Source organism: Methylomicrobium agile (genome assembly GCF_000733855.1).
Taxonomy (GTDB): domain Bacteria; phylum Pseudomonadota; class Gammaproteobacteria; order Methylococcales; family Methylomonadaceae; genus Methylomicrobium; species Methylomicrobium agile.
In genome coordinates, this window is sequence record NZ_JPOJ01000001.1 from 551,861 (window position 1) to 576,437 (window position 24,577).

Sequence of the window (24,577 nt, forward strand, 5' to 3'; positions counted from 1 at the left end):
GCTTAGTTCGTTCTACACTTCGACCTTAAAACCTGAAGAATATGAAATCCAAATCAACCCAGTCTTCTATTCCGATAAAACTACTTTTGCGGTCGATATCGGCTTTTGGAATGACGTGGATGCAATCGGCCATTACCTGTCTTTCAAAAATTTACATGGATGGCATTTATGTAAAATGAAAGCGGACAATCAGGGTGACAGGCCGCTTCTCCATCGCCTGCCAAGTTATAAAGCATGTGCATCTGATGCCGCCCGTCTACCTGAAGCTGAACAAAGCGACATGTTCGGTGTTGTCGATGAGTTTCATGATGAATTTCCGGCAAGTGCCTGCCCACGCCCTTTTAGTCTTCCATACATAAATGTAGGCATTCGTGATCGGGTTGTAGCGCAGGCCGTTTTTACCTTGGGTCATCGTTTTCTCGAGGTCACCCAGGGGGGCGCCGCTCTCACAGGCAACTGGCTGCGATTTAGGGTATAGCGCGGAAACGATGTTCAACCCGTAATCGCCGCCAAGGCTTAATTTGATCGGGACCGCTCTCCCTGCCTTGACGGTATTCGCCATAGGCGGGTTGACCAGCGGGGGAATGAAGCCGGAGAAAGGATAAGGAGGGACAAACTCATAGGCGCCGATGTCGCAGACCGCAGTGCCATCGCCATCCCCGTCCACCGGGCGAAACTGATTGCGCTGATCTAAATTATTGACCGGGGCAGCGGCGCAGATCGTGTTATCCGCCTGATCGATGGCGAGGCTGCCGGCCGATAGGGCATGGGTCTGGGTAGGGCCGCCGTTGTCGGCCAGTGGTCCGAGATCCGGACTGCCAATAATGAAATGCGCCGGATCAGAACTCGCGTCGCAGGAACCGTCTCCTATCAGACTAACACCGGATATATTTAGAGTACCAGCGTTTTCGCAATCAACACGATCGTTGTTAGCAACGATCGTATTGGCCAGGTTGAGAGTGCCCGAGAAGTTTCTGATGCCACCGACATATGGCCCTCCCAAGTTGAAGGATAAGGTGCTATGAATAACGGTGAGGGTGCCAAAGTTTGAGATGCCGGCGCCGTCGGCCGCGCGGTTGCCGGAGAAGGTGCTGTTTCCGATGGTGAAGGTATCGTTATTGGCGACCCCGCCGCCCGTGCTGTCAGTACTATTGCCGGAGAAGGTGCTGCCGGTAACGGTGGCGGTGCCGGCAATGTTGCGGATGCCGCCGCCACTGAAGATTGAGTCGTTGCCGGAGAAGGTGCTGTTGCTGACAGTGAGGGTGCCCTCGTTGGCGATGCCGCCACCAACTGCCGCGAAGTTGTCGGAGAAGGTGCTGTTGCTGACGGTGAGGATACCCGCGTTATAAATGCCAGCGCCTATGCTCGGGCTTGAAGGGCCATGGCCATTGCCGGTGAAGGTGCTGTTGCTGACGGTGAGGGTGCCGTAATTGAGGATGCCGTCACCGCCCACATAGTCGTTGGAGGAGAAGCTAAAGCCTTTGGTAATGGTAAGTCTTTTGAGGTGGAGCTGGGCCCCGCCGTTCACACGCATCACCCGTACGGTACCGCCGCCGCTGACGATGATGTTCCGCCCGTCTCCGTTGAGAATAATCGAGGATCCGGTAGTAATATCAAGAGTGCTGGCCAGCATGATCGTGCCGCTGACTCTGAAGGTGATAGTATCGACCTCGGAGCCGGCCGCGCAATCACCGAGAGTGGTGTCGATGTCCTCATTGGCGTTGGCAATCGCCTCGCGTAGCGTGCAAAGACCGTCCGCAGCCTTGAGGGTGTCGCTTAACGTATTGACCCTAAGCTTAGCGGCCCAGGCGGGACATCCGTTCAGCGCGGTCAGCAGCAGGATGCTGTTGAGCAGGTAGAGAGTAGCCGGGGTAGATGCTTCCGTATTCATAATTTCCCTCCGTTCAATTTAAAGATCTAGGAGAATTTGTTTTCCTCTTTTTCCTAGTCGATGATGCCCTTTTTAGAGCCGTCCAACAACGGCGCTTTAGTCATCGCCATTACACTCCGGACCTTTCCATTTATCCAGGCCGACAGCCTTACAGGCCAGAATACTACAGAGACTTCGGGTCTGTTGCGGCACAGCCGAACCGATCCCTCACCGCGATCCACGATCAGAAAAACGCTTCGAGACGGTTTCTTCGTAATGGCAAAACTCGACTTGTCAAACCGGCGTCTCCTTTCGCCGGCTCGTCCCTTCTTCCGCAAAAACCGGACAATAAAGGCCAAAGCAGGGCATTATTCCAATATCCCGGTCTGCCTTTCGCACTGCCAGTCCGCACTGTTGAAATCGACTTGTTCGACCGCTTTTTTATCCATGCACAGCCAATACGCGGCCGGTTTCAGCTCTTCCTGGCACGCCGTCGACAGCGGCGTGATCTCGGTTTTCTCGTTGCCTTTGACTTTCTCCTGTTCGTCGAAGCGCCGAGTCGCGCGCAAACAGATGGCGTATGCCTCGCCTTGCGAGCCGGCGGAACCGGTAGCCTTTCCTTCCGAAGCGGAAGGAGAATCGGAGCCGGCAGGCACCGTTTCAGGAGAAGGCTCCAGCACGTTCCGCGGACGTTCAACCCCGCTAGGCGCCTGGGCCGCGCCGACCGCGGGCAGGATCACGATCAGAATAAATCCCGCTATCAAATTACGCATGTTGGAACTCCTCCGGAAACGGGTATCAAGGGAAATGAGCGCGTGACACGATCATCCGATGCCGTCTATATAAGCCCTTCCGCTGCAAAAGGTCGGTGCGCTCCCGCACGTACGGCGCGGCGGCCGGGGATGGGTCCGCCAAGGCATTGCGCATTGCGGCGAACGGTAGTAAGTTAGAAATTAGAGGAGCTCTTTTTCGGTAAATCTGGTAAATTTCCCGCTCCGTTCATCCGCACAACCCGCGTTACTTTTGTGGAAAGTCATCATGCAAGCATTAACAAAACCATTACAGCACAATCTGGCCTTGTTCCTTTTCAGCAGCCTGCTTGCCGCGATGCCGGCAATGGCGGCATCCGATCTCGAAGCGCAAGAAGGCTTCGCCAGGGCACGGTCGAAAAGCCTTCATCCGGGAATGGATCACTCGGCACATCAGAACCCTGCCGACAAGAGCCAGGAGTTTCACGGCGTTTTTTACGGCTATCTTCCCTGCAGCGATTGCGACGGGGTCAAAACGACGCTGTCCTTACAGCAGAAGAACAACTATCTGATCGTAATTCAGCCGGCTAAACAATCCTCACGGGAGTATTTTGAAAGAGGCAAATATGACTGGAATGAAGAAACCCGCACCGTGGTTTTGACGCCGACCAAGGGAGGAACGAAAACGCGCCGCTACCACATCGAAGACGAAGGCACGCTGATCCAGCTCAACGAAGATGGGATCAAGATGGAGGATTACGAGCTGCAAAGAAGCGATACGTACAAGTCGCGGGAAGTGCATATCCACTAACCTAAGCGGCCCGAATGCCAGTTGTAGGGTACGCTGTGCGTACTATTGGGGATGAAAAGGTACGCACAGCGTACCCTACGGCGGTTTGTGCCTTTTAGGATTTAACCCAAGCTGGCAAAGGGGGTATCACGGTAAGCCCTCGGCAAGGGAACGAGAGGGGAAGTTATTATCGACCAAATCCTAAGCGGCCCAAACGCCAGGGAAGGCATATCGCGTCCTGCCGATCCGCCCGAGGTAAACCGCCTTTCGGCCATCGCCTGGGCGGTTTTTTACTTACCGAAACAGGAAAATATCGATCAGCTTTTGCCGCCCTTCCGGCTATTCCGCTCGACGCAGCAGTCCAGCGCAAACCGCAGCAGCAATAACGTGACCGCTATCGGAAAGACCAGGTAATGGTCCAACAATTCCAGGCTCCCGAGCGTTCCCAACATGATCGCCCAGGGCTGCAGGGCTTTGTGCCCGACAAGCCGGCGCATGTAGCCGACGGTTTCATTATCGAGGCGCTCGCAGGGGCCGATAAAGGCGAGCGAGATAAACGCCGTCATCGCCGCGAAATAGACCGGAAAGAAAAAGAACATCGGCGAATCGTCCTGGAATTGGGTTTTCCAGTAGGCGAACCAGGCCAGCAAGACACTCGATGCAAACAGGTCGTACCAGACCGTAAAATGCCTCTTCCTGAACAGCATGCCGGAGACCGCCAGCAAGGCGCCGCCGATGCCGAGATAGAGTGCCAACGGCGATACCAGCTGGCTGAGCAGCGGATTGGAAGTCTGGACGAAATAGCCGAGAGCAAGGCTGAGCAGAATGAAAACAAACATGCATCTTTCCGTTAGAGGTGTTTCAAGAGGGTTCCCATCGAATTTAACGGGTGTCGCGCTTCATGTTATGCACATTGCTCCGAATGTCCGGAACGCGGAAATTTTCGCAGCCCAAACTCTGGCAAAACCCGATCAATCCTAATAAATTATTGATATCAAATAACTATTCTGTTTCGTATAAAATTTTTACAATTTAACCGCAAGGCAGGCGCTATCGGGTCCCCAAGCGGTTATCGAGAGTCTTTCCACAAAGTTATCCACAGAAATTGTGGATAAGACGATCCAGACTTCCGCCGCGTCTTTTCGATTTCATAACGATACCCCGAAAGGTTCCACCCAGACGGCTTCGTTTGCCCGAACGCCGCCGCAATCGGCCGGTAGAACGATGTAACAGTTACTCCGCGCCATCGCGCCCAAGAGGTGCGATTCCTGGTCGCCTCCTGCGGCAACGAAGAATTCGCCCTGCGCATTTTGGGTCAGAACGCCGCGTTGAAATTCGAGGCGGCCGGGCTCTTTTTTGAGAGGAACCGTACAGATGGCCCGGATGCGCAGCGGATGGGCGGACCCCTGCCCCGCCAGCCGCTTCAGCGCCGGCTCGACCATCTGCCGAAACGTAACGGCCACCGCCACCGGATTGCCGGGCAGGCCGAAGAAAAACGCCTTGCCGATTTTGCCGAAAGCCAGAGGCTTTCCGGGCTTCATCGCAATCTTCCAGAGATGAATTTCGCCGAGCCGTCCGAGAACCTCGGCGATGAAATCGGCCTCGCCGACCGAGGCGCCGCCGGTCGTAATGATCACGTCGTGATCCGGGGCCGCCCGGCTCAGCGCGGCCTCCAACTGCGCGCGGTTATCGCCGATCACCCCCAGATCGGCGGCACGGTAACAGGGATCGGTCAACAAACCGCCGAGCAGGTAGCGATTGCTGTCGTAGATCCCGCCGGCCGACAAGGCCTGGCCGATCCCGGTCAGCTCATCCCCGGTCGAAAAAAAAGCGATATTGACCGGCCTTTTAACCGCCATGTCATAAACGCCTGCCGAGGCCAGCAAGCCAAGGTCGGCCGCGGTCAGCCTTTTGCCCTCCCCGCACAGCAGATCGCCCTGCCGAAGATCTTCGCCGATTTCGCGCACGAAGCGGCGCAATTCCACATCGGCCGGCAGCACGATCGCGTCGCCGTCTGCCGCCGCGAACTCCTGCATGACGACCGAATCAGCCTGATCCGGCACAACCGCGCCGGTGAAAATCCGGATGCATTCGCCCCGGTTCAGCCGGCCTTGAAAAGGCTTCCCGGCCCAGGAAGCACCGGCCACCCGCAGACGGACCGGTCGCAGGCCGTCGAGATCGGCGCTGCGGAAGGCATAGCCGTCGACTGCCGCGTTCCGGTAATGCGGAATAGGGAGCGGCGCGCGCACCGGTTCGGCCGCCACCCGGCCCAGCGCCTGTTTCAGCGTCGCTCTTTCCGCGCCGGAAACCGGCTGTACCGCGGACACGATCCTGTCCAGCGCGGCCTCGGCGGACAGCATCGGTTCGAGGCTGCACGGATCGGCCATTATCTGAATTCCCGGTAGTGGTCCAGAAGGTAGCGCGCGATCAGGTCGGGCCGGTTCAGGTCCAGCCTGACCAGCCGGTCCGGCGCCTCGACCGGCGCGTCGCTCGCAATCGCGATGATGTCCGGATCCTGTGGAAACAAGAGCGGCCTTTGCAGCGACGGCCGGTGCAGTTCGATTTTGGGGAATTTTTCAGCCTTGAAGCCCTCGACCAGGATCAGGTCCAGGCCCGACTGGTCCAACACCTTGAGCTGCTCACCCAGGCTCGGCTCGCCGGGCGTTTCGAACTCGTTGATGATCGCATAGCGGTATCGGGAAACCAGCATGACCGGAGAGGCGCCGGCCATGCGCAGCCGGTAACTGTCCTTGCCGGGATGGTCGATATCGAAGCTGTGATGGCTGTGCTTGATCAAACCGACCCGGAGGCCCTGCTGTTTCAGCAGCGGAATCAGTTGCGTCAGGAGCGTGGTCTTGCCGGTGCCGCTGGCGGCGGCAAAACCGAGGATCGGCTTTCGTGCATTCTGCATGGGGATTGAATCATTGAATTAGAATCGATAATCGCGATATTCTAAGGCATTATTAAGCCCGGCACTACGATAACGGCGGCACGGCCGTTATTCTCTCCCGCCGTCCCGCGCCGTTGAGATTTTAAGGCAGAACCCGAGTTTTCCCCGGAGCCGACATTGATTCGCATTGCGTTCGTTTTACTGCTGATTTGGCTGGTTTTTCTTGCACTGCGCAAATTGCGGACAGCCCCCGCCGACGTGAAGGCGCGTGTGCTTCGTTACGCACTGATCGCCGGCGGTCTGGCGGCGCTGATTTACATGGCAAAAGCCGGCTGGCTCGGCGGACTGTTTGCCCTGCTCGGGCTCGCGGCGGCGTTTTTGCTCCGGTTATTGCCGTCCCTGCTGCGCAATGCGCCTTATCTGCATCAAATCTGGGTCGCGTGGCAACGCGCGAAACAGGGACAGGCCGGTCCCCGGCAGGAGCGGCACGATCGCCCGGCTTCCGGTAAAATGACCGCCGCGGAAGCTTACGAAGTGCTGGGGCTGAAAATGGGCGCTTCCGACCAGGAAATCATCGAAGCGCATCGCCGGCTGATGCAGAAAATCCACCCGGACCGGGGCGGCTCCGATTATCTGGCCGCGAAGATCAACCTGGCCAAGAAAACGCTGCTGAAAAGATAAATACCGATGCACCCCATTTCCCGGACTGTTGCAGTGATGCTGACCACGATTCTGACTGCCCTGATGTTCGGCTGCACCGAACGCACGGATCTGGCGCCGGTATGGTCCGGCTATCAGAATTTGAATGAAGTGCTTCCGCAGAAACCTTCCGCGCTTTCCGTCGCGGCAGGACCTGCGACTCCGGCGCCCCTCCAGCAAACGCTTCCTCCCGTTCCCGCCAACCGCTATGCGGCCCCGGCACAGACAAAACCCCATTCGGCGCAGCCGCAGGCGCCCGCCCCGGTCGCCCGTCCCCGCAGCGCCGTCCGGACGGCAAAGAACGAAAACAAGATCAAGCCGGTCATGATGGCTTCGGCGCAGCCGGTTCCCGAAAAGAAAAAGCCGGAATCCGAACCCGCCAAGCCGGCCCGCCAAAAGCCCGCGGCTAAAAAAAGTACCGCCGTCTCCACCGGTACGGAAAAAGACAATGCCCAATTACACTTCGATTGGCCGTTAGCGGGCAAGCTTTTGAAGAATTACGCCCAGACCGGCAAAAAGGGCATCAAGATCGCCGGCAAAAAAGACCAGGCGGTCAGGGCCGCCGAGCGCGGAAAAGTGGTCTATAGCGGTCAAGGATTGATCGGATATGGTAATCTGCTTATCATAAAGCATAACGACCAATATTTGACCGCTTACGCGAATAACAATGCCTTGTTGGCCAAAGAGGGAGACGCCGTCAAAAAAGGCCAGGAGATCGCTACAGTAGGTGTCGGCGCTTCCCGCAAGGCCATGCTGCATTTTGAAATCCGCAAACAAGGCAAATCGGTCAATCCGTTGACATTATTACCGAAGTTATAAAGATGCCGTTGAGCACCCAAGCGAAAAGTCAGGGGGGAATAAGATGAAAGAAGAAATAATAGAGCCCGCTGATGAGGAAATCGGCCTGCATTTTGGAGACGACGACGAGGGGCTTTTTTTCGAGAAAGAGTTCGAGGATATAGAGGGTTCTCTCGGCGACCTGGATGTCGAAAATGAAGTCCAGGCCCTGAAAGTCCGCGATGACGGTTTCGATGCGACGCGGGTCTATTTGAACGATCTCGGCCGTTCGAAACTGCTGTCGGCCGAACAGGAAAAATATTACGGCGGCCGGGCACTGCGGGGAGATTCCGAATCCCGCAAGGTGATGATCGAAAGCAATCTGCGCCTGGTCGTTAAAATTTCCCGCCGCTACCTGAACCGCGGACTGCCGCTCCTAGACCTGATCGAAGAAGGCAATCTGGGGCTGATCCGCGCCGTCGAGAAATTCGATCCGGACCGCGGCTTCCGCTTTTCGACTTACGCAACCTGGTGGATACGGCAAACGATCGAGCGCGCCATCATGAACCAGACCCGAACGATCCGCCTGCCGATCCATATCGTCAAGGAGATGAATTCTTATCTGAAGGCCCAGCGCCATCTGCAGCAGTCGCTCGACCACGATCCGAGCGCCGAAGAAATCGCGCAATTCATGGACAAACCGGTCTACAAGGTCGAAAAAATGCTCAAACTGAACGAGCGGGTCACCTCAATCGACGTGCCGTGCAGCAAGGATATCGACAAACCGATGGTCGAAACGATTTCCGACGACGAGAGCCCATCGGCCGCCGACCAGATTCAGGAAGACGGCATCCGGCAAAGCATTTCCGGCTGGGTCTTTCAATTGCCAGAAAAACAGCGTGAAGTGATCTGCCGCCGCTATGGGCTTTGCGGTTACGAATCCGAAACGCTCGAACAGGTCGCGCTCGAATTGAACGTAACCCGCGAGCGGGTGCGGCAGATTCAGATGGACGGCTTGAAGCGGCTGAAAGAAATTCTGCATACGAACGGTTATTCGTTCGAAACGATTTTCAATTAAGCCGGCGGCCAAGGCTTCTTCGACAAAAGAACGGGAACTCCTCCCGCCTGCCGATCCCTTGGCGCCGGCAAAGTCCTTCTTCCGTCATTGATCGGACAGTCCCCTCGGAACGCTTCTCTTTTCATCTGTAGGGTACGCTCGACTGCAGGGATGCAGGAGGTACGACCCCAGGGATGGGGGAGGTAGATCGCGTCGGGAACAAGCGATCGAGAGCAATGCAGGAGCAATTGCCGAGAGCGTACCTTTTCAATCCTCATGGTACGCACAGCGTACCCTACAGCGGCTTGTACCTCTTACTGCCGCCGCCAATACGCAATTGACATCGCGTCCCTTCCTGATTTAGAGTTTCCCGCTGATACATAACAATAACTATTAAGTAGTTGGAGCGCACAATGGCAAAACCATTAATACAATTGGCACTGGATTCCCTGGATTTCGACCAAACCGTCAGTCTCGCCGAGAAAACGGCGCCTTACGTCGATATCTTCGAGATCGGTACCCCTTGCATCAAACACAACGGCATCGAACTGGTCAAAACATTGCGGGAAAAATTCCCCGATAAACTGATTCTGGTCGACCTGAAGACGATGGACGCCGGCGAATACGAAGCGGCGCCTTTCTATGCGGCCGGCGCAGACATCTGCACCGTGCTCGGCGTATCGGGACTGCCGACGATCAGCGGCGTGATCAAGGCGGCGCAGGCGCACGGCGGCGAAGCGCAGATCGACCTGATCAACGTGGAAGACAAAGTCGCCTGCGCGCGCGCCGCGGCGGAACTCGGCGCGCAAATCATCGGCGTACACACCGGCCTTGACGCGCAAGCCGCCGGCCAGACGCCTTTCGCCGACCTGCAGGCGATCGCGGATCTGGGCCTGGACGTCAGAATTTCGGTCGCGGGCGGCATCAAGCCTGCCACCATTGACCAGGTGGTCAAGGCCGGCGCGGACATCATCGTGGTCGGCGCAGCCATCTACGGCGCGCCTTGTCCTGCAACCGCCGCGAAAGAAATCCGCGACCTCGTCGACGGCAAAGCCCCGGCACCGGACAGCAGCACCGATGCCAACATCATCGGCACTCCGCACCAGACGCTGATCATCAATAAAATCCATTCGATTCTGGAAGCGACCGGCGACGATTTGCCGGTCAAACTGACCCACATGCTCGACAACGCCAAACGGGTCTATATCTCCGGCGCCGGACGTTCGGGCCTGGTCGGCCGTTTCTTCGCGATGCGGCTGATGCACAGCGGCTACGATGTCAGCGTCGTCGGCGAAATCGTGACCCCCAGCATCAAGAAAGGCGACCTCCTGGTCGTGATCTCCGGCTCCGGCGAAACCGAGCAGTTGATCGCGTTTACGAAAAAAGCCCGCGAAGTCGGCGCCCAAATCTGCCTGATCACGGCGAAGAGCGGTTCGACGATCGGCGACATGGCCGACGAAGTCATTTTGATCGGCAGGCCGGACCAATACAGCAAAGTGGTCGGGATGCCGATGGGCACCGTCTTCGAACTGTCGACGCTGTCCTTCCTGGAAGCGCTGGTATCGCACCTGATCCATGAAAAAGGCATCGCCGAAGAAGTGATGCGGTACCGGCACGCGAACCTCGAATAAGCACTTCGGGCCGACTGCGGCCTGTTGCCCAAGGAAGGGGCCAAATGCCCCTTCCTCCTCGCTTCCCGCCTTTTTCGGGGAAACGGTTCGAACCCGCTTAAAAAAATCGCTAATAACAACAATTCAGAGAGCAACGATGACCAATAAGACCCTCTTACGCTGGGGAATCCTCGGTGCGGCGCGCGTGAACGAGCGCCTTTTGCCCGCGATCGTCGAAGCGGAAAACGCCGAGCTCGTCGCGATCGCCAGCCGCAGACCCGGAGCCGCAGCGAAAACCCTGGTCAAATACGCCCCGGACCAGACCGAGGTGCGCCTCTATGACGATCCCGAAACCCTGCTGAACGACGATGGCGTCGATGCGGTGTACCTGCCGCTGGCCAATCACGAGCATGCCTTATGGACCCTGCGCGCGATCGAGCGCGGCAAGCACGTGCTCTGCGAGAAACCGATGGCCTTATCGGTCGACGACATCCTGGCGATCGAAACCGCCGCGCAGCGTTACCAGGTCAACGTGATGGAAGGGTTCATGTACCGGTTCCATCCGCAGCATGTCCGGGTGCGGGAATTGCTCGATTCGGGCCTGTTCGGCGAAGTCCGCTCGGTACGCGCGACTTATTCGTTCATGATGCGCCCCGCGCGGAGGTACCGGCTCGAACAGCCGGTCGAACGCGGCGGCGGCGCGCTGTGGGACATCGGCTGTTATGCGGTGCATTCGGCGCGGATGTTTTTCGAGGATGCGCCGGTTTCGGTATCGGCCCTGTCGAGCTATGTCGGCAGCGGCGCCGATATTTCGAGCAGCGGCGTGATCGACTTCGGCCGCGGCCGCTTCGCGCAGTTCGACTTCAGCTTCGAACGCGCGCGCCGCTCCGAATACGAAGTGATCGGCACCAAAGGCGGCATCAAATGCCATACGGTCTGGCAACTGCCCGGCGACGTCCCGGTCATTTCCTGGTGGACAGAAGACGGCCGCCAATGCGAGGAAAGACTGCCGCCGGCCAATCACTTCCGTCTGGAAATCGAACATTTCAGCGCTTGCGTACTCGCCGGCAAAGCACCTGCGCTATCGCTGGAGGACGCGAAGAACAACTGCCGGATTCTCGAAGCCGCGATGCAGTCCGCCGCCGAAGGCAGACTGATCAGACTGGCTTGATCCGGATAATAAATTCCAACGACAGATAAGCAGGCAAAAACATGACAGATTACAAGAAATACCACTGCATGGAATGCGAGCACATTTACGACGAAGCCAAAGGCGACCCGGACAGCGGCATCGCGCCCGGCACCCGCTGGGAAGACATCCCGGACGATTGGGAATGCCCGATCTGCGGCGCGCCGAAAAGCTTCTTCAAGCCGCTCGAATAATCCGTTCCCTGTGCCGCAGCGCCCGGTAAAAAATAAAGGGCGCGGCGGCCGCGATCAAATGTTTCAGCGTATGGCCGCTGACTCCGCCCAGTAATTCGTAAAGCCCCGCATCGAAAAATTCCGCCGCTTTCGCCAGCGCATAAGCCGCAATCATCCCCCAGTAGAAAGCGTCTCCCTGCAATTCCGACTTGAAGAGCCAGAGGATGACCGGTATCAGCATCATCGGCAGAAGCTGCACCAGCACGTAGGGACGCAAATCTCCCTGACCGTTCAGTTCGGTGACATGCCAGTAAAGCACCGATGCCAGCCCGACGAATAATAACGGCACGAAGAGCGTGCGCGCCGCCCGGATCGAGACATATTCGCCGACGATCGAGCCGAACAGCGCCATGAAGCCGATCGTGATCGGCAGCCGGTCCCAAACCAGTGTCCGGTTATCCGGATGCAGATGGTAATATGACGAGCCGATACCGGTCAGAAAAACCCCGGCAAAAAAAGCGAAATACATCCAACGCAGCTCGGCCAAGCCGCCTGTCGGCGGTTCGCCGAGCACCCGGCGCATGCCGGTCAGGCCGACGACCAGAAACGGAAAATTCGAGATCACATTCCGGAAATTCGGCAGGCCGGCCATCGTACGCTGGTCGGCAAACCGGTGATAGGCGGAATCTTGGGGGATCGGTGCGAAATTGAAAACCGCGATGACAGCCACCAGGGTAATGCCCGCCAGGATTCCGATTCGATGGTCGTGATGCATGCTAACCTCTCAAACGACGTCCCTCGCGGCCGGCGTCGTCCTGCCCGCCGTAAAACGCCTTACCCGGCTTCAGGCCAGGCAATAGCGGTCGTCATGGCGCGGATTGTTGACCCGGTCGCTGACCGGATACCGCGCCATTCCTTCATAATCGGGAGCCGCCAGCAGCGCATCCAGACTTTGCCGCGTCTGCCGGGGATCCAGCCAGATTCGGTAATGTTCCGCGCCGATAATCACCGGCATACGATCATGGATCGGTTCCATCAGCGCATTTGCCGGGGCCGTGATGATGGCGCAGGAATACAGTCTTTCCGCACCCTGCGCCCAGTGCTCCCATACCCCGGCAAAGGCGAACACGCCGCGGTCTTCGCGGCAGACATGATACGCCTGTTTGCCGCCCTCGCGCTTCTGCCACTCGTAAAATCCGGTTGCCGGAATCAGGCAGCGCCGTTTCCGGTAAGCGGCCTTGAACGACGGTTTATCGCCGAGCGTTTCGGCTCGGGCGTTGATCAACGAATGGCCGATTTTACTGTCCCTCGCCCACGAAGGCACCAGCCCCCAGTCGAGGCCGACCGCCCTGAAATCGTTCGGCTCCGTCTGCACGATCCCGAGGATCTTTTGGCCGGGCGCGATGTTGTAACTGGTTTTATAGCCCGGCACTTCGGCCAGACCGAACGCTTCGGCCAATTGTTCGGGCGTCGCCAGCATGTTGAAGCGTCCGCACATCCTGAATCTCCGTCGAAATAACCCTTTGCCCCGCCGTCCGGAAACCGTCAAATTTATAAGGTACGACGGCCGATTCGCGATAAAATAGCAAGCTTTCCTTTTTTTCACCAGAGAATCTTTATGAACCAAGAGAGCATCGAGCTGATTCAAAACTATTATGACGCCTTCAACGCCGGCGATATGGATACTTTTTTGAACCTGTTGACCGACGACGTGATTCACGACATCAACCAGGGCAAACGCGAAATCGGCAAGGATGCGTTCGGGCAGTTCATGGGCGGTATGAACCGCAATTACAAGGAGCAACTGGCCGATATGGTGATCATGGCGACCGAAGACGGCAAACGCGCCGCGGCCGAATTCGTGGTGCTCGGCGAATACCTGCAAACCGATGAAGGCCTGCCTCCCGCAAACGGCCAAAAATACCGCCTGCCGGCCGGCGCCTTCTTCGAAATTCGCGACAACAAGGTCGCCCGGATTACCAATTACTACAACCTGAACGACTGGATTGCGCAGGTCGGCGCTTAATCAAACAGGATAGGCCGAGCCGGCTGTTGGGTTGCCGAACGGCAACCCAACGGTATTGCCATACGGGTATATTCCAGCGAATAAGCCCGTAGAGGCATTCTCAAGTTACGGCTGGAAACGTTGCGTCAGACCGACGATAGTAGCCTCGTAAAAAGTCTTGGATCCGCCGCTACCCGCACAGTCGGGATAAGGGCCGGCTCCGTTGACGGTACCCGCATAATCGATATCCCATTCGTTTGTCGGCCCCTGGGCGATATGGTTTACCGCGAAATGATTCCTGACGCGTCTCGCAATGTTGTGGTCGGCGCACGAAGTGTCGCCGCTGACGCCGACGGCGCCGACGACCTGATCGTTCGCATCGACGAGCAGCAAGCCGCCGCCGAAAACATTGATGCCGCCGATTCTACGTCCTACCAAAGGATCGCTCTTAGTGCCGAACTTGCTGCTGTTGCCGGCGTAAGCGGTTTGGGCATCCACGGGATTACTGTGCTGTAAGCCGTACAAAGGCCCGCCTTCCAGAACGGTTCCGTATAAGCTCGCCGTCGAAAAACCGAAGGCGCCCACGGTACTCTGGCTCGATCCCTTGTTGTTGCTCAATGTTGCAGCCGTATAAGCCTTCTGAGCCGATATCACCCGGCTGGCCAGCCATTGGTCGTTCAGTTTGTCGCCGGTTCTCGCTACCGCGCAGACTCTGCCGTCCTTATTGACGACCGTGCCCCACATATCGAAACCCAACCCGCCGTTGCTTGCGGCCTGAGCTGCGTCCAAAGCCGTTTTCAGTTGTTCATAGCTCACCGGGCAATCCTTGGGCGGGCCGGCCAAGACTGCCGTCGAAGCCAGAGCCAAAAACGCCCCGGATACCATTTTTTTCAATTCCATAACATCCTCGCTCATTGTTTATTGTGGCAACAGATTCAGTTCGATCCGCGCGTATTCTCTCAAATACAGCGCTAAACTGAACCATTGGCTTGTATTTGTATTCTTATTTTACAAGCGGTTGCATTATAATTCACGGGATTGTAGGCTTCAATCGCCTAACGAAATAACTATTCTCTCAATTTTTTCAATCGGCTCCAGAACGTGAAATTTTCTAAAACCGGCTACTTTTTAATCTCCGTTTGCACACTGATTACGGCCATGGCGGCGCTTAACCACGAGCGCCTTTCCGCCTTGGCAAACGACATATTCGCCTCGTTAATCGGTAACGAGGCATCATCCGAACCGCCCAAAGAAATCCAGAACGATGCCAACTCATCCCAAACCCCGGACCAGATAAAACAGCTGCTGCAACAAAAAGCCCTGGAAGCGATGAATCCGCCTCCGCTCGAAACGGATAGCAAAGACCCTGAAGACTTGGAAGACTTGGAAACCATGGAAGAGGCCCTGAACGACTTTTATTCCTCCGAGGACGAGCAGGACCGGGAATCGGCCCTGATGATCCTGGGCGAATACCCCGACCCTAAGGCCAAGGAAGCGATTCTTTATGCGCTGAACGATCCGGAAAACGCCGTGCGGGAGCAGGCGGTCAGCCAGATCGGCAATTGGGAAGACGAAAAAGAACGCCAGCAGATGCTGTTGACGGCCCTGCAGAACGATCATCCCGAAATCGTCGTTCTGGCGCTGGAATCGGTCGCCGAGATCGACGACCCGGCCTTGGCTCAAAAAATCAAGGAATTGAGCAACGATAAAAACGAAGACATCAGCGAAGCCGCGAAAGTCGCGCTGGATATGGCAGACTCGGAGTGAAACGGTTTTCCCGCGCCGTAAAGGTTCTTCTCCGGTCCGTTTCCGCTGTTCGGAAAGCGTATTGGGGTTCGTCGTTGCGCACTTCAAATACAATCAATCCTGTGTAGGATGGGTAGAGCGAAGCGAAACCCATCGTGCATAACCGTATCGTATAGTGATCGAGGTGAGGGAGGGCACCAATCAGACCATCCTCCGGCGGAACCGCTGGCGCGTTCCGCCCTACATCATATTCAATCCGGCAGGAATATGGAGCCTTGGGCAAAAATTACCGCGCTGCCGCCGACCCGGAGGGTCAATTGCGCCTTGCTCTTGTGATCCATTTCGATGTTCAGTAGGCTGCGGCGCGAGCCCGCGTCGCCGCGGTCCACCGCGAAAGTGTGGGTGCCCTTGCGCGTATGTTCGAACGAGCACAGATAGGAGGCGAAGGCCGGCACCGCCGCGCCGACCGGCGGGTCGTCGTCGTGGCCGATATGCGGCCCGAGCAGGCGCAGGTTGAAATCCGAATCGGAATACGGCGTTTTCGGCGCGAACAGCAGGATTTCCTGCGCCGCGGTCTGGGGCGCCGCGGACCGGCTCCAGGCCGCGTAATCGAAGCGCGCCTTGCGCACCGTTTCGTACTTCCAGACCGGCACGATCAGGTACGGCATCCCGCAGGCGACCAATCGCGCCGAATATTTGATGTGGTCGAGATCGGCCTGCGGAATCGACAGCACGGACGCCAGTTCCTCGTCGTTCGGCGCAAAGCGGTCGACAATCGAAGAGACCTTGTTCGTAAACTGCACGAACGCCGGCTTACCGTTTTCGGCCGTAATGTTCACCTCGACCGGCCCCGCATTCTGTTCGAACACGACCGGCGTGACCGGTGCGTCCAGCCTGATGTCGCCGCACAGGCCCAGCACGTAGGCGGCCGCAATGATCGGATGGCCGGCGAAGTCGACCTCGGCCTTCGGCGAAAACATCCTCAATCGGCGCAGGTCGCCGCCGGGATGGAACACGAATGCGGTTTCCCACAGATTCAGCTCGTTCGCGATTTTCTGCATCGTCCGGTCGTCGAGCCCGTCCGCGTGCGGGAACACCGCAATTTGCGCACCGTTGAAAACCTCGCGGGTAAAGACGTCGGTAATATAATATTGATAATTCATGCCTTAGCCTCCGACGCCGACTTCGACCCGGCCGTTTTCGATCCGGACCGGATAAACGGGCACCGATACCGCCGCGTCTTCCACGCAAACACCGGTCTCCAGGTTGAAATGCTGTTTATACAAGGGCGAGGCGACCACCGGCTGGCCGCCGAGATCGCCGATCATTCCGCGCGACAGCACATTCGCCCGGCCGATCGGATCGTAGTTGCCGACAGCAAACAGCGTCTTTTCTTTCGGCAGGTAAAAAATCGCCACCTGCCGTCCTTCCACCCTTGCGCAGATGCCCGAGTCGGGCTGCAGATCGTCCGCGCCGCATATATCGATCCAATCGGTCATTCCACCTCTCCCGTTACGGTTTCTGTTTCGGTTTCAACCCTCAATTTGAAATGCCTGCGTTCGTCCGCGAGCGCCGGCCGGAACTGGCCGCGCTCTTCCACGAACAGCACATTGTCGTCCTGCGCATCGCTGTTGATGAAATGGCGGAAGCGTTTCAGGCGCGTTTCGTCGTTGATCGTGGTTTTCCATTCGCATTGGTAAGTGTCGATCACGTGCTTCATCTGCTGTTCGAGCTGTTCGCAAATGCCGAGCCGGTCGTCGATGATCACCGACTTCAGATAGTCGAGGCCGCCCTCCATGTTTTCCATCCAGACCGAGGTCCGCTGCAGGCGGTCGGCGGTGCGCACGTAAAAAATCAGGAAGCGGTCGATCAGTTGGATTAGGGTTTCCTTGTCCAGCCCGGTCGCGAACAGGTCGGCATGGCGCGGCTTCATGCCGCCGTTGCCGCAAACGTACAGATTCCAGCCGGTTTCGGTCGCGATCACGCCGACGTCCTTGCCTTGCGCTTCGGCGCATTCACGGGTGCAGCCGGACACCGCGAACTTCAGTTTGTGCGGCGAACGCAGACCTTTGTAGCGGTTTTCGAGCTCGATCGCGAGGCCGACGCTGTCGTCGATCCCGTAACGGCACCAAGTACTGCCGACACAGGATTTGACCGTGCGCAGCGACTTGCCGTAGGCATGGCCGGATTCGAAACCGGCGTCGATCAGGTCCTTCCAGATCGGCGGCAATTGATCGACGCGCGCGCCGAACAGATCGACGCGCTGGCCGCCGGTGATCTTGGTGTAGAGCTGGTATTTTTTCGCGACTTCGCCGAGCGCGATCAACATGTCCGGCTTGACCTCGCCGCCGGTGATGCGCGGCACGACCGAATAGGTGCCGTCCTTTTGCATGTTCGCGAGGAAGGTGTCATTGGTGTCCTGGAGGCCGACATGCTCATTTTTCAGGATGTAGTCGTTCCAGTAAGAGGCCAGGATCGACCCGACCGCCGGCTTGCAGATGTCGCAGCCCCGGCCCTTGCCGTATTTTTCGAGCAGTTCGTCGAAAGTCCGGATCTGCTTGACCATGACCAGGTTGTACAGATCCTGGCGGGTATAGGGAAAGTGCTCGCAGAGGTCGGTATTGACTTCGTAGCCGTGTTTCGAAAGCTCGGAATTCAACACCGACTTCAACAGCGCCGCGCAGCCGCCGCAGCCGGTCGAGGCTTTCGTTTCGGCTTTCAGGCCGGCGATCGTGGTGCAGCCGCCGTCGATCACTTTGCAGATGTCGCCTTTGGTCACGTTATAGCAGGAGCAGATCGTCGCGGACATCGGCAATGCGTCCGGCCCCAGGCCGACCGATTCGTCGGAGCGGCTCGGCAGAATCAGTGCGTCCGGATTTTCGGGCAGATCGATCCCGTTCAGGCAATATTGCAGCAGGGTGCCGTAGCCGGACGCATCGCCGACCAGCACCGCGCCGAGCAATTTTTTCTTGTCCCGGCTGACGACCAAGCGTTTATAAACTTCGGCGGCGCCGTTTTGATAGGTATAAACCATCGCGCCCGGCGTCTTCGCATGGGCATCGCCGATGCTGGCCACGTCGACGCCCATCAGCTTCAGTTTGGTGCTCATGTCGGCGCCGGTAAAGCTGCCTTCGCCGGCGGTCAGGTCGGCGACGACTGTCCTTGCCATCGCATAGCCGGGCGCGACCAGGCCGTAGATCATCCCGTTCCAGAGCGCGCATTCGCCGATCGCGTAAATGTCGGGATCGGAGGTCTTGCACTGATTGTCGATCACGATGCCGCCGCGCGGCCCCATCTCCAGCCCCGAGGCGCGCGCCAGTTCGTCGCGCGGGCGGATGCCGGCCGAAAACAGGATCAGGTCGGTTTCGAGCTCGGTGCCGTCCGCAAAACACATCTTATGCCGGCAGTGGTCTCCCTCCTTGATCACGCTGGTGTTCTTGCCGATGTGCACGGCCACGCCGAGCGCCTCGATCTTTTGCCGCAGCATCGCGCCGCCGGCCTCGTCCAGCTGCACCGCCATCAGCCGCGGCGCGAATTCGACCACATGCGTTTCGAGACCCAGGTCGGTCAGCGCCTTGGCCGCCTCAAGCCCTAACAGGCCGCCGCCGATCACTACCCCGACCTTGCCGTCCTGCGCGGAAGCGGTGATCGCTTCCAGGTCCTCGATCGTGCGGTAAACGAAACAATGAGGACGCTCATGCCCCGGCACCGGCGGCACGAACGGATAGGAGCCAGTCGCCAGGACCAGCTTATCGTAGGCAATGACGACGCCTTTCGCGGAAGTGACCGTTTTGGCGGCGCGGTCGATGTGTGCGGCCTTATCGCCAAGGTGCAGGGTAATGCCGCTCCGTTCGAAGAAGCCTTCTTCGACCAGGGACAAGTCTTCGGCCGTCTTGCCGCTGAAGAACGAAGAGAGGTGCACCCGGTCGTAAGCCGCTCTCGGTTCTTCACAAAAAGTCACGATGTCATAATCGGCATGCTTGCCGCCGGAAACCAGGCCGGCCAGAAAATTCTGCCCTACCATACCGTTGCCGATTACGACGATGGTTTGTTTTGTACTCATGGCACCCTCAATCAACAGGTTAATGCTCAACAAACAAGAAATAGCAAAATACGCGCCATTTTTTACATATCTCTGTTTTTTATGTGCATTTTATTAAACCTATCATCTTGCTAAAGAATTCCTACGCAAAATTGCACGATAACAGTGCATCGATTCGGCGATCTCCCGCTTGGTACACCGTTATAGTGCACACCCATCGTGTTTAGTGCGAAAGCCGCAATCACCTGAACGCTAAAAGGCAGGCCCGCCCGGAAAAATTCAGCATTGAAAAAACCGATATGAACGTAGGGTGGATAAGCGAAGCGCATCCACCCATATTGTGCCGGTGGATGCGCTTCGCTTATCCACCCTACTCATGTCAGTGCGCCGTCAGCAGGGAATACAGGGTCGCCAGGTTGGTGACGAGCAGGGCGATAGCCAGGATCTTCCAGGCCAGCAGAGGATTTCGCTGCATCAACGGCAGGGCTTCCTCGGCGGCCAGAAAATTCGGGTTCGGGGTGGAAAGGTCGTAAAGAAATTCGGAAAGATCGTCGTAGCGGAATTCGTGCCGTATCGCCGTCGCTTTTTTCAGTGCGCCGTCGATCCAGAGCGGCACCATCGGATTACATTGGATGCTCGGCACGTAGCGGAGCTTATCCAGATTCGCCTTATTCGGTTTTTCCGGCATCGACCGGCCGAACGGCAGCGCGCCGTTGATCATTTCGTAGGCGATCACACCGAGCGAAAACAGATCGGACTTGATCGTGCCGCGCCGGCCCAGGTGATATTCGGGCGCGGTATAGTTCAGCGTGCCGAGCGGGTTTTCGGCGCTGCCGTGATCGAGCGGCGTGATTTCGGCGATGCCGGCGATCTTGACCGAACCGAAGTCGATGATCTTGACAGTGCCGTGCCGGTCGAACATGATGTTTTCCGGCTTCAGGTCCTGATGCAGCATTTCCATCCGGTGAAACGCCCGCAGGCCCTGCGCGATCTGTTCGACGATTTTCCTGACCTCCCTGATCTCGGGCTGCGGGTTTGCCCGCATCCATTCGGCCAAGGTCGGCCCTTCGAGGAATTCGGTTACATAATACAGACAGCTTTTATCGCGCTCGGAGCCGAGCGTTTTGACCACGTGCTCGCTGTGGATGCGCTTGCCGGCCCATTCCTCGTGCAGGAAATGTTCGATGTAATGGGTGTCGTCCTCATACAGCACGGAAGGCGTTTTCAGGATCATCCGGACGCCGGTTTCGGTATCGAAGGCGCGGTAAATCTGCGTGCGCTTGCTGGCGTGCATTTCCTCCTCGATCCGGTAGCCGTCCAGAATCATGCCCGGCTTCAAAGGCGGCGGAAACGGCCGCTGGCGGCGGTCGCGCAAAATCTCGTCTTCCCTGAGCAGCGGCAAGCCTTCGATCCGGAGCAACTGGCAGGTCAGGTTGTCGTCGCTCCGGTTGTCCGCCGCCTTTCTGATGATGCGGTTCGCGACGGCGGTCAAATCGCCGCCCTCCGTCAGCAATTCTTTTAAGGACTTCTCGTCGATAAAATCGTGCACGCCGTCGGTCGTCATCAGAAACAGATCGCCGCGCTTGAGCGGCAGCGCCTGATAATCGACTTCCAGGCGCGGCTCGATCCCCATCGCCCGATTCAGGTAGTTGCGTTCGCTGCCGGCCCGGACCCGGTGATCGCGGGTCAATTGTTCCAGATTTCCGTCCCGCAGCCGGTAGATCCGCGAATCGCCGACATGAAAAATATGCGCGGTGTTCGACTTCAACACGATCGCGCTGAGCGTGCTGACCATCCCGTGCGTCGCGTCGAAACGCCGCTGGCCCTGGCTGTGCAGCCAGGAATTGATGGCCGAAAGAATCTTTTGTCCGGCGTATTTGACCGACCAGGAATCGGGCGTGCTGTAGTAATCGTCCAGAAACGCCGCGACGCAGCAATGGCTCGCTTCCCTGCCCGCATCGCAGCCGCTCATCCCGTCCGCAATCGCCGCCGCGATACCTTTATAGGTCAACTGATGATCTTCGGGAGCCAGCGAACCGACAAAATCCTGATTCTCCTCCTTGATGCCCCGATCGCTGGCATAGGCAACGCTGACGGTGAGTTTATTTGTCGACATAGGATTTTTAGGGCGGATGCCGACAGGCGATCCGCCAATTGGCAATCATCATTGGCTATCGGCATACGGCGGAACCGCTATCGCGTTCCGCCTTACACTCGATAAGGATTATCAATTAACCTCGATCATCTCGACCGTGCCGTCTTCCAGCACCTCGGCCATGTGTCCCTTCGGCTCGTCGATGAACTGGACCGCGATCAGCACGAAGAACGCCACCGCGCCGATCGCCAGGAAAAACTCGGCCGGCGTCACGAACGACAGCACGGTCAGAAACACGACCCCGCCGACATTGCCGTAGGCGCCGACCATTCCGGCGATCTGGCCGGTCATCCGCCGCTTGATCAGCGGCACCATCGCGAAGACTGCGCCGCAGCCGGCCTGCACGAAAAAGGAGCAGGCCAGCGTTACGCCCACCGCCGCCGACACCGGCCAGTTCGAATTGATCTGCGACATGCACAAAAAGCCGATCAAAACGCCCGAAGCCACGATCGTCAACGACAGTTTACGGCCGAAACGGTCGCTGAACCAGCCGCCGCCCGGGCGCGCGACCATGTTCATGAACGCGAAGCTGCCGCCCAGAAGGCCCGCCTGCACCATCGTGACCCCCTGCGTTTCGTGAAAAGTATTGAAGAAGAACAGCGGCAGCATCGACACGACCGCCAGTTCGGAACCGAACGTGATCAGATAAGAGAGGTTCAGGATCGCGACCTGCTTGAACTTGTAGCGGTGAATTTCCTCGACCGGTTCGAACACGTGATCCTTGTTTACCTGAAAAATTTTGTAAACGTTGTATAAGAACAGAACCCAGACGAACGCATGAATGGCATAGGCGATGTTGCCGGGCAGCATGTTCACGCCGGCCGGCGACAGCTTCCAGATCAGCAGCGACAAAGCCGCATACAGCGGAACCGTCATCCCGATATAAAAAATCAGGTCGCCGACGCCGGTCACTTCCATCGCGCCGGATTTTTTCGGCTTGAAATAAGTGGAGCCTTTCGGCGTGTCGGAGACGCTGAAATAATAAATGAAGGCATAGACCAGCGCGATCGCGCCGGTGCTGGCGACCGCATAACGCCAGCCTTCGTCGCCGCCGAACAGCAGCGCGATCAGCGGCAGCGCCCCCGAGGCCGCCGCCGAACCGAAGTTGCCCCAGCCGCCGTACACGCCCTCGGCAATGCCGATCTGCCGGGCCGGAAACCATTCGCCGACCATCCGGATCCCGATCACGAAGCCCGCACCGATGAAACCCAGCAGAAAACGGGCCAGCGCCAGCTGCTCAAAGCTCTCCGCGAACGCGAACATAAAGCACGGAATGCTGCCCAGCCCCAACAAGAGCGAATAAGTCCGCTTGGGCCCGAACTTGTCGACCAGGATCCCGATCGCGATACGCGCCGGAATCGTCAAGGCAACGTTCAGGATCAGGATCGTCTTGATCTGGGAGTCGGTCAGATTCAGCGTCTTGCCGATCGCCAGCATCAGCGGCGCATGGCTGAACCAGACCACGAAGCTGATGAAAAACGCCAGCCAGGTCATATGAAGAATCTTCATTTTTCCCGAAAAGGACAATAGATTAAAGGTTGGATTCGACATGATGAATGCTCTGCAGAAATCGAAGAAGTGCTCCTGCACAAGCAGGATGCATGCCAATCCGCCCGAATCGGTTTTACGCCTAAGCAATTGATTTATATTGGATCAACTGATTGATCTTTGCACCAAGATGAAAGTCCCGCAAAACAGAAAGCACCAAAGCAATGCTCCAGGCCCTGGAATGGTGCGTTTTTTGAACGGCAACGGACATTCGCGGCCTGCGCCGGAGAGATTGGGATAAAGATTGTGCACCGCGCACCGGTTTATCGCCGGAAGAGAGCATGGGCGGAGCATCCTTGCCCGACTTCCTATGCAAGCCGTCTCCGGCCCGGCAGAGGAAAGCGAACAATAAACCTGCCGCAGTAACCGGATTGAGCCCGCTGTCCCGGCTGAACCGAACTCGGTGCAACCCGGTCCCATGGGAAAAGAGGGCGAGGACGATTGTGCGCGAATGTCAAAGCCGTCCGGAAGTCACCCCATCCGGCGCATTCGGCACAACCCCCGCCTGCCCTGCATTGCCGATACGGGAGATTTGCATGTTCAAGATTTTACCGGCGTTGGTGATCGCATTGCTGACCGCAAGCTGCGCGTCGACAAAACCGGTTCTGTATCCCAACGATCATTTCAGCAAAGTCGGGCGGGAAACCGCCGACCGCGATATCGAAAATTGCATGCGGCTTGCAAAGTCTGCCGGCGCCGATTCAGCCGGCAGCAGCGTGGGACAAGGCGCGGCCCGGACGGCGGGAGGCGCGGCAGTCGGCGCGGCCTCCGGCGCCGTGGGAGGCGCAGTCGTGGGGGCGGCAGGCTCCGGCTCGGCGATTGGCGCGGCCAGCGGCGCCACGGCCGGGCTGCTGTACTGGCTATTCAGCAAGCCTCAGCGCAGTCCGGCCTTCGAAAATTTCATGGACCGGTGTCTTCAAGAGCGCGGATATCAACCTGTAGGCTGGGATTAGAACATTTTCATACCGCGTGTAGGGAAGTCCTCACCTTCTGAAGGGTGCCCTGCCGTTAAGTCCAGCCCCGTAGGGTACGCTGTGCGTACCCTCGATGTCGAAAGGTACGCACAGCGTACCCTACAGGCAACCCGTAAGATACAGAGGATTTTATGCTGGCGGTAGGTCTTCAAGCATGGGGAACGGGGTTATCAACCCCGTTCCGCTCAGGGGATTGCCGAGATCCAGATGACAGGGAGGTATGAGAGTCAACCCGCCTGGGTTTCCGGATGCCGGCAATCCCTGCCGGAATGACGTGTTCTCCTTACGAAGGCCATATACCCA

General features: G+C 57.8%; 23 protein-coding genes. 10 read left to right on the forward strand and 13 right to left on the reverse strand.

What is annotated here, in order from left to right; translation table 11 throughout:
* Window positions 1-256: 256 nt before the first annotated feature.
* Together CC94_RS0102580 and CC94_RS0102585 are read right to left on the reverse strand one after the other, a co-directional pair.
* On the reverse strand, window positions 257-1,891 hold the full coding sequence (locus CC94_RS0102580; RefSeq protein WP_051911359.1) for a PxKF domain-containing protein: 1,635 nt from the start codon (window positions 1,889-1,891) through the stop codon (window positions 257-259).
* 347 nt (window positions 1,892-2,238) lie between these two features.
* On the reverse strand, window positions 2,239-2,643 hold the full coding sequence (locus tag CC94_RS0102585; protein WP_031429693.1) for a hypothetical protein: 405 nt from the start codon (window positions 2,641-2,643) through the stop codon (window positions 2,239-2,241).
* Between the two features lie 265 nt (window positions 2,644-2,908).
* Between CC94_RS0102585 and CC94_RS0102590 the strand changes: the two genes are divergently transcribed.
* On the forward strand, window positions 2,909-3,430 hold the full coding sequence (locus CC94_RS0102590; RefSeq protein WP_005373684.1) for a copper resistance protein NlpE: 522 nt from the start codon (window positions 2,909-2,911) through the stop codon (window positions 3,428-3,430).
* A 296-nt stretch (window positions 3,431-3,726) separates the two neighbouring features.
* On the opposite strand, the gene CC94_RS0102595 is transcribed toward CC94_RS0102590, so the two are convergent.
* The 3 genes from CC94_RS0102595 to mobB form a co-directional block, all read right to left on the reverse strand.
* Window positions 3,727-4,248, reverse strand: coding sequence for a hypothetical protein (locus CC94_RS0102595; RefSeq protein ID WP_005373687.1), 522 nt, complete (start codon window positions 4,246-4,248; stop codon window positions 3,727-3,729).
* 309 nt (window positions 4,249-4,557) lie between these two features.
* Entirely contained in the window at window positions 4,558-5,796 is a 1,239-nt protein-coding gene (gene moeA, locus CC94_RS0102600) for a molybdopterin molybdotransferase MoeA (protein ID WP_005373690.1), read from the reverse strand.
* Entirely contained in the window at window positions 5,796-6,320 is a 525-nt protein-coding gene (gene mobB, locus CC94_RS0102605; protein WP_005373693.1) for a molybdopterin-guanine dinucleotide biosynthesis protein B, read from the reverse strand. The genes moeA and mobB overlap by 1 nt, the downstream gene beginning before the upstream one ends.
* A gap of 156 nt (window positions 6,321-6,476) precedes the next feature.
* Between mobB and CC94_RS0102610 the strand changes: the two genes are divergently transcribed.
* From CC94_RS0102610 to CC94_RS0102635, 6 genes are all read left to right on the forward strand, one after another.
* Entirely contained in the window at window positions 6,477-6,980 is a 504-nt protein-coding gene (locus CC94_RS0102610) for a DnaJ domain-containing protein (RefSeq protein ID WP_005373695.1), read from the forward strand.
* 6 nt (window positions 6,981-6,986) lie between these two features.
* The gene (locus tag CC94_RS0102615; RefSeq protein WP_245549396.1) at window positions 6,987-7,817 is read left to right on the forward strand and encodes a peptidoglycan DD-metalloendopeptidase family protein; all 831 of its coding nucleotides are present in this window, start codon (window positions 6,987-6,989) and stop codon (window positions 7,815-7,817) included.
* 43 nt (window positions 7,818-7,860) lie between these two features.
* The gene (rpoS, locus tag CC94_RS0102620; protein WP_005373698.1) at window positions 7,861-8,853 is read left to right on the forward strand and encodes an RNA polymerase sigma factor RpoS; all 993 of its coding nucleotides are present in this window, start codon (window positions 7,861-7,863) and stop codon (window positions 8,851-8,853) included.
* A 392-nt stretch (window positions 8,854-9,245) separates the two neighbouring features.
* Window positions 9,246-10,463 (forward strand): bifunctional 3-hexulose-6-phosphate synthase/6-phospho-3-hexuloisomerase, encoded by a 1,218-nt coding sequence (gene hxlAB / locus CC94_RS0102625; protein WP_031429696.1) that lies wholly within the window; start codon window positions 9,246-9,248, stop codon window positions 10,461-10,463.
* A 136-nt stretch (window positions 10,464-10,599) separates the two neighbouring features.
* Window positions 10,600-11,613: a Gfo/Idh/MocA family protein gene (locus tag CC94_RS0102630; RefSeq protein WP_005373702.1), complete on the forward strand. Its 1,014-nt coding sequence runs from the start codon at window positions 10,600-10,602 to the stop codon at window positions 11,611-11,613.
* A gap of 41 nt (window positions 11,614-11,654) precedes the next feature.
* A complete protein-coding gene (locus tag CC94_RS0102635; protein WP_005373704.1) occupies window positions 11,655-11,825 on the forward strand; it encodes a rubredoxin in 171 nt (56 codons plus the stop codon).
* Here the strand turns inward: CC94_RS0102635 and CC94_RS0102640 are convergent.
* On the reverse strand, window positions 11,809-12,579 hold the full coding sequence (locus CC94_RS0102640) for a DUF6962 family protein (protein ID WP_031429698.1): 771 nt from the start codon (window positions 12,577-12,579) through the stop codon (window positions 11,809-11,811). The genes CC94_RS0102635 and CC94_RS0102640 overlap by 17 nt on opposite strands.
* Before the next feature lie 69 nt (window positions 12,580-12,648).
* Window positions 12,649-13,302 carry an SOS response-associated peptidase gene (locus CC94_RS0102645; protein WP_005373709.1) on the reverse strand — a complete coding sequence of 218 codons (654 nt, stop codon included), beginning with the start codon at window positions 13,300-13,302 and terminating at the stop codon, window positions 12,649-12,651.
* Between the two features lie 120 nt (window positions 13,303-13,422).
* Between CC94_RS0102645 and CC94_RS0102650 the strand changes: the two genes are divergently transcribed.
* Window positions 13,423-13,830 (forward strand): ketosteroid isomerase-related protein, encoded by a 408-nt coding sequence (locus tag CC94_RS0102650; protein ID WP_005373711.1) that lies wholly within the window; start codon window positions 13,423-13,425, stop codon window positions 13,828-13,830.
* Window positions 13,831-13,935: 105 nt separating this feature from the next.
* Here the strand turns inward: CC94_RS0102650 and CC94_RS0102655 are convergent, their stop codons facing one another.
* Window positions 13,936-14,724 (reverse strand): GlcG/HbpS family heme-binding protein, encoded by a 789-nt coding sequence (locus CC94_RS0102655; protein ID WP_245619691.1) that lies wholly within the window; start codon window positions 14,722-14,724, stop codon window positions 13,936-13,938.
* Between the two features lie 243 nt (window positions 14,725-14,967).
* Here CC94_RS0102655 and CC94_RS0102660 point away from each other — a divergent pair, with 243 nt between their 5' ends.
* A complete protein-coding gene (locus tag CC94_RS0102660) occupies window positions 14,968-15,576 on the forward strand; it encodes a HEAT repeat domain-containing protein (protein ID WP_005373714.1) in 609 nt (202 codons plus the stop codon).
* A gap of 230 nt (window positions 15,577-15,806) precedes the next feature.
* Here the strand turns inward: CC94_RS0102660 and CC94_RS0102665 are convergent, their stop codons facing one another.
* From CC94_RS0102665 to CC94_RS0102685, 5 genes are all read right to left on the reverse strand, one after another.
* Window positions 15,807-16,718 (reverse strand): PhzF family phenazine biosynthesis protein, encoded by a 912-nt coding sequence (locus CC94_RS0102665; protein WP_031429701.1) that lies wholly within the window; start codon window positions 16,716-16,718, stop codon window positions 15,807-15,809.
* A 3-nt stretch (window positions 16,719-16,721) separates the two neighbouring features.
* A complete protein-coding gene (gene nirD, locus CC94_RS0102670) occupies window positions 16,722-17,054 on the reverse strand; it encodes a nitrite reductase small subunit NirD (RefSeq protein WP_005373717.1) in 333 nt (110 codons plus the stop codon).
* Complete coding sequence (gene nirB / locus CC94_RS0102675) at window positions 17,051-19,618, reverse strand: nitrite reductase large subunit NirB (protein WP_031429703.1); 2,568 nt, start codon at window positions 19,616-19,618, stop codon at window positions 17,051-17,053. Before nirB ends, nirD begins: the two co-directional genes overlap by 4 nt.
* A gap of 358 nt (window positions 19,619-19,976) precedes the next feature.
* Complete coding sequence (locus CC94_RS0102680) at window positions 19,977-21,713, reverse strand: bifunctional protein-serine/threonine kinase/phosphatase (protein WP_031429705.1); 1,737 nt, start codon at window positions 21,711-21,713, stop codon at window positions 19,977-19,979.
* A gap of 111 nt (window positions 21,714-21,824) precedes the next feature.
* Window positions 21,825-23,303, reverse strand: coding sequence for a NarK family nitrate/nitrite MFS transporter (locus tag CC94_RS0102685; protein WP_031429706.1), 1,479 nt, complete (start codon window positions 23,301-23,303; stop codon window positions 21,825-21,827).
* Between the two features lie 533 nt (window positions 23,304-23,836).
* Between CC94_RS0102685 and CC94_RS0102690 the strand changes: the two genes are divergently transcribed.
* On the forward strand, window positions 23,837-24,253 hold the full coding sequence (locus CC94_RS0102690) for a glycine zipper family protein (RefSeq protein ID WP_031429708.1): 417 nt from the start codon (window positions 23,837-23,839) through the stop codon (window positions 24,251-24,253).
* The last annotated feature ends 324 nt before the right edge of the window (window positions 24,254-24,577 follow it).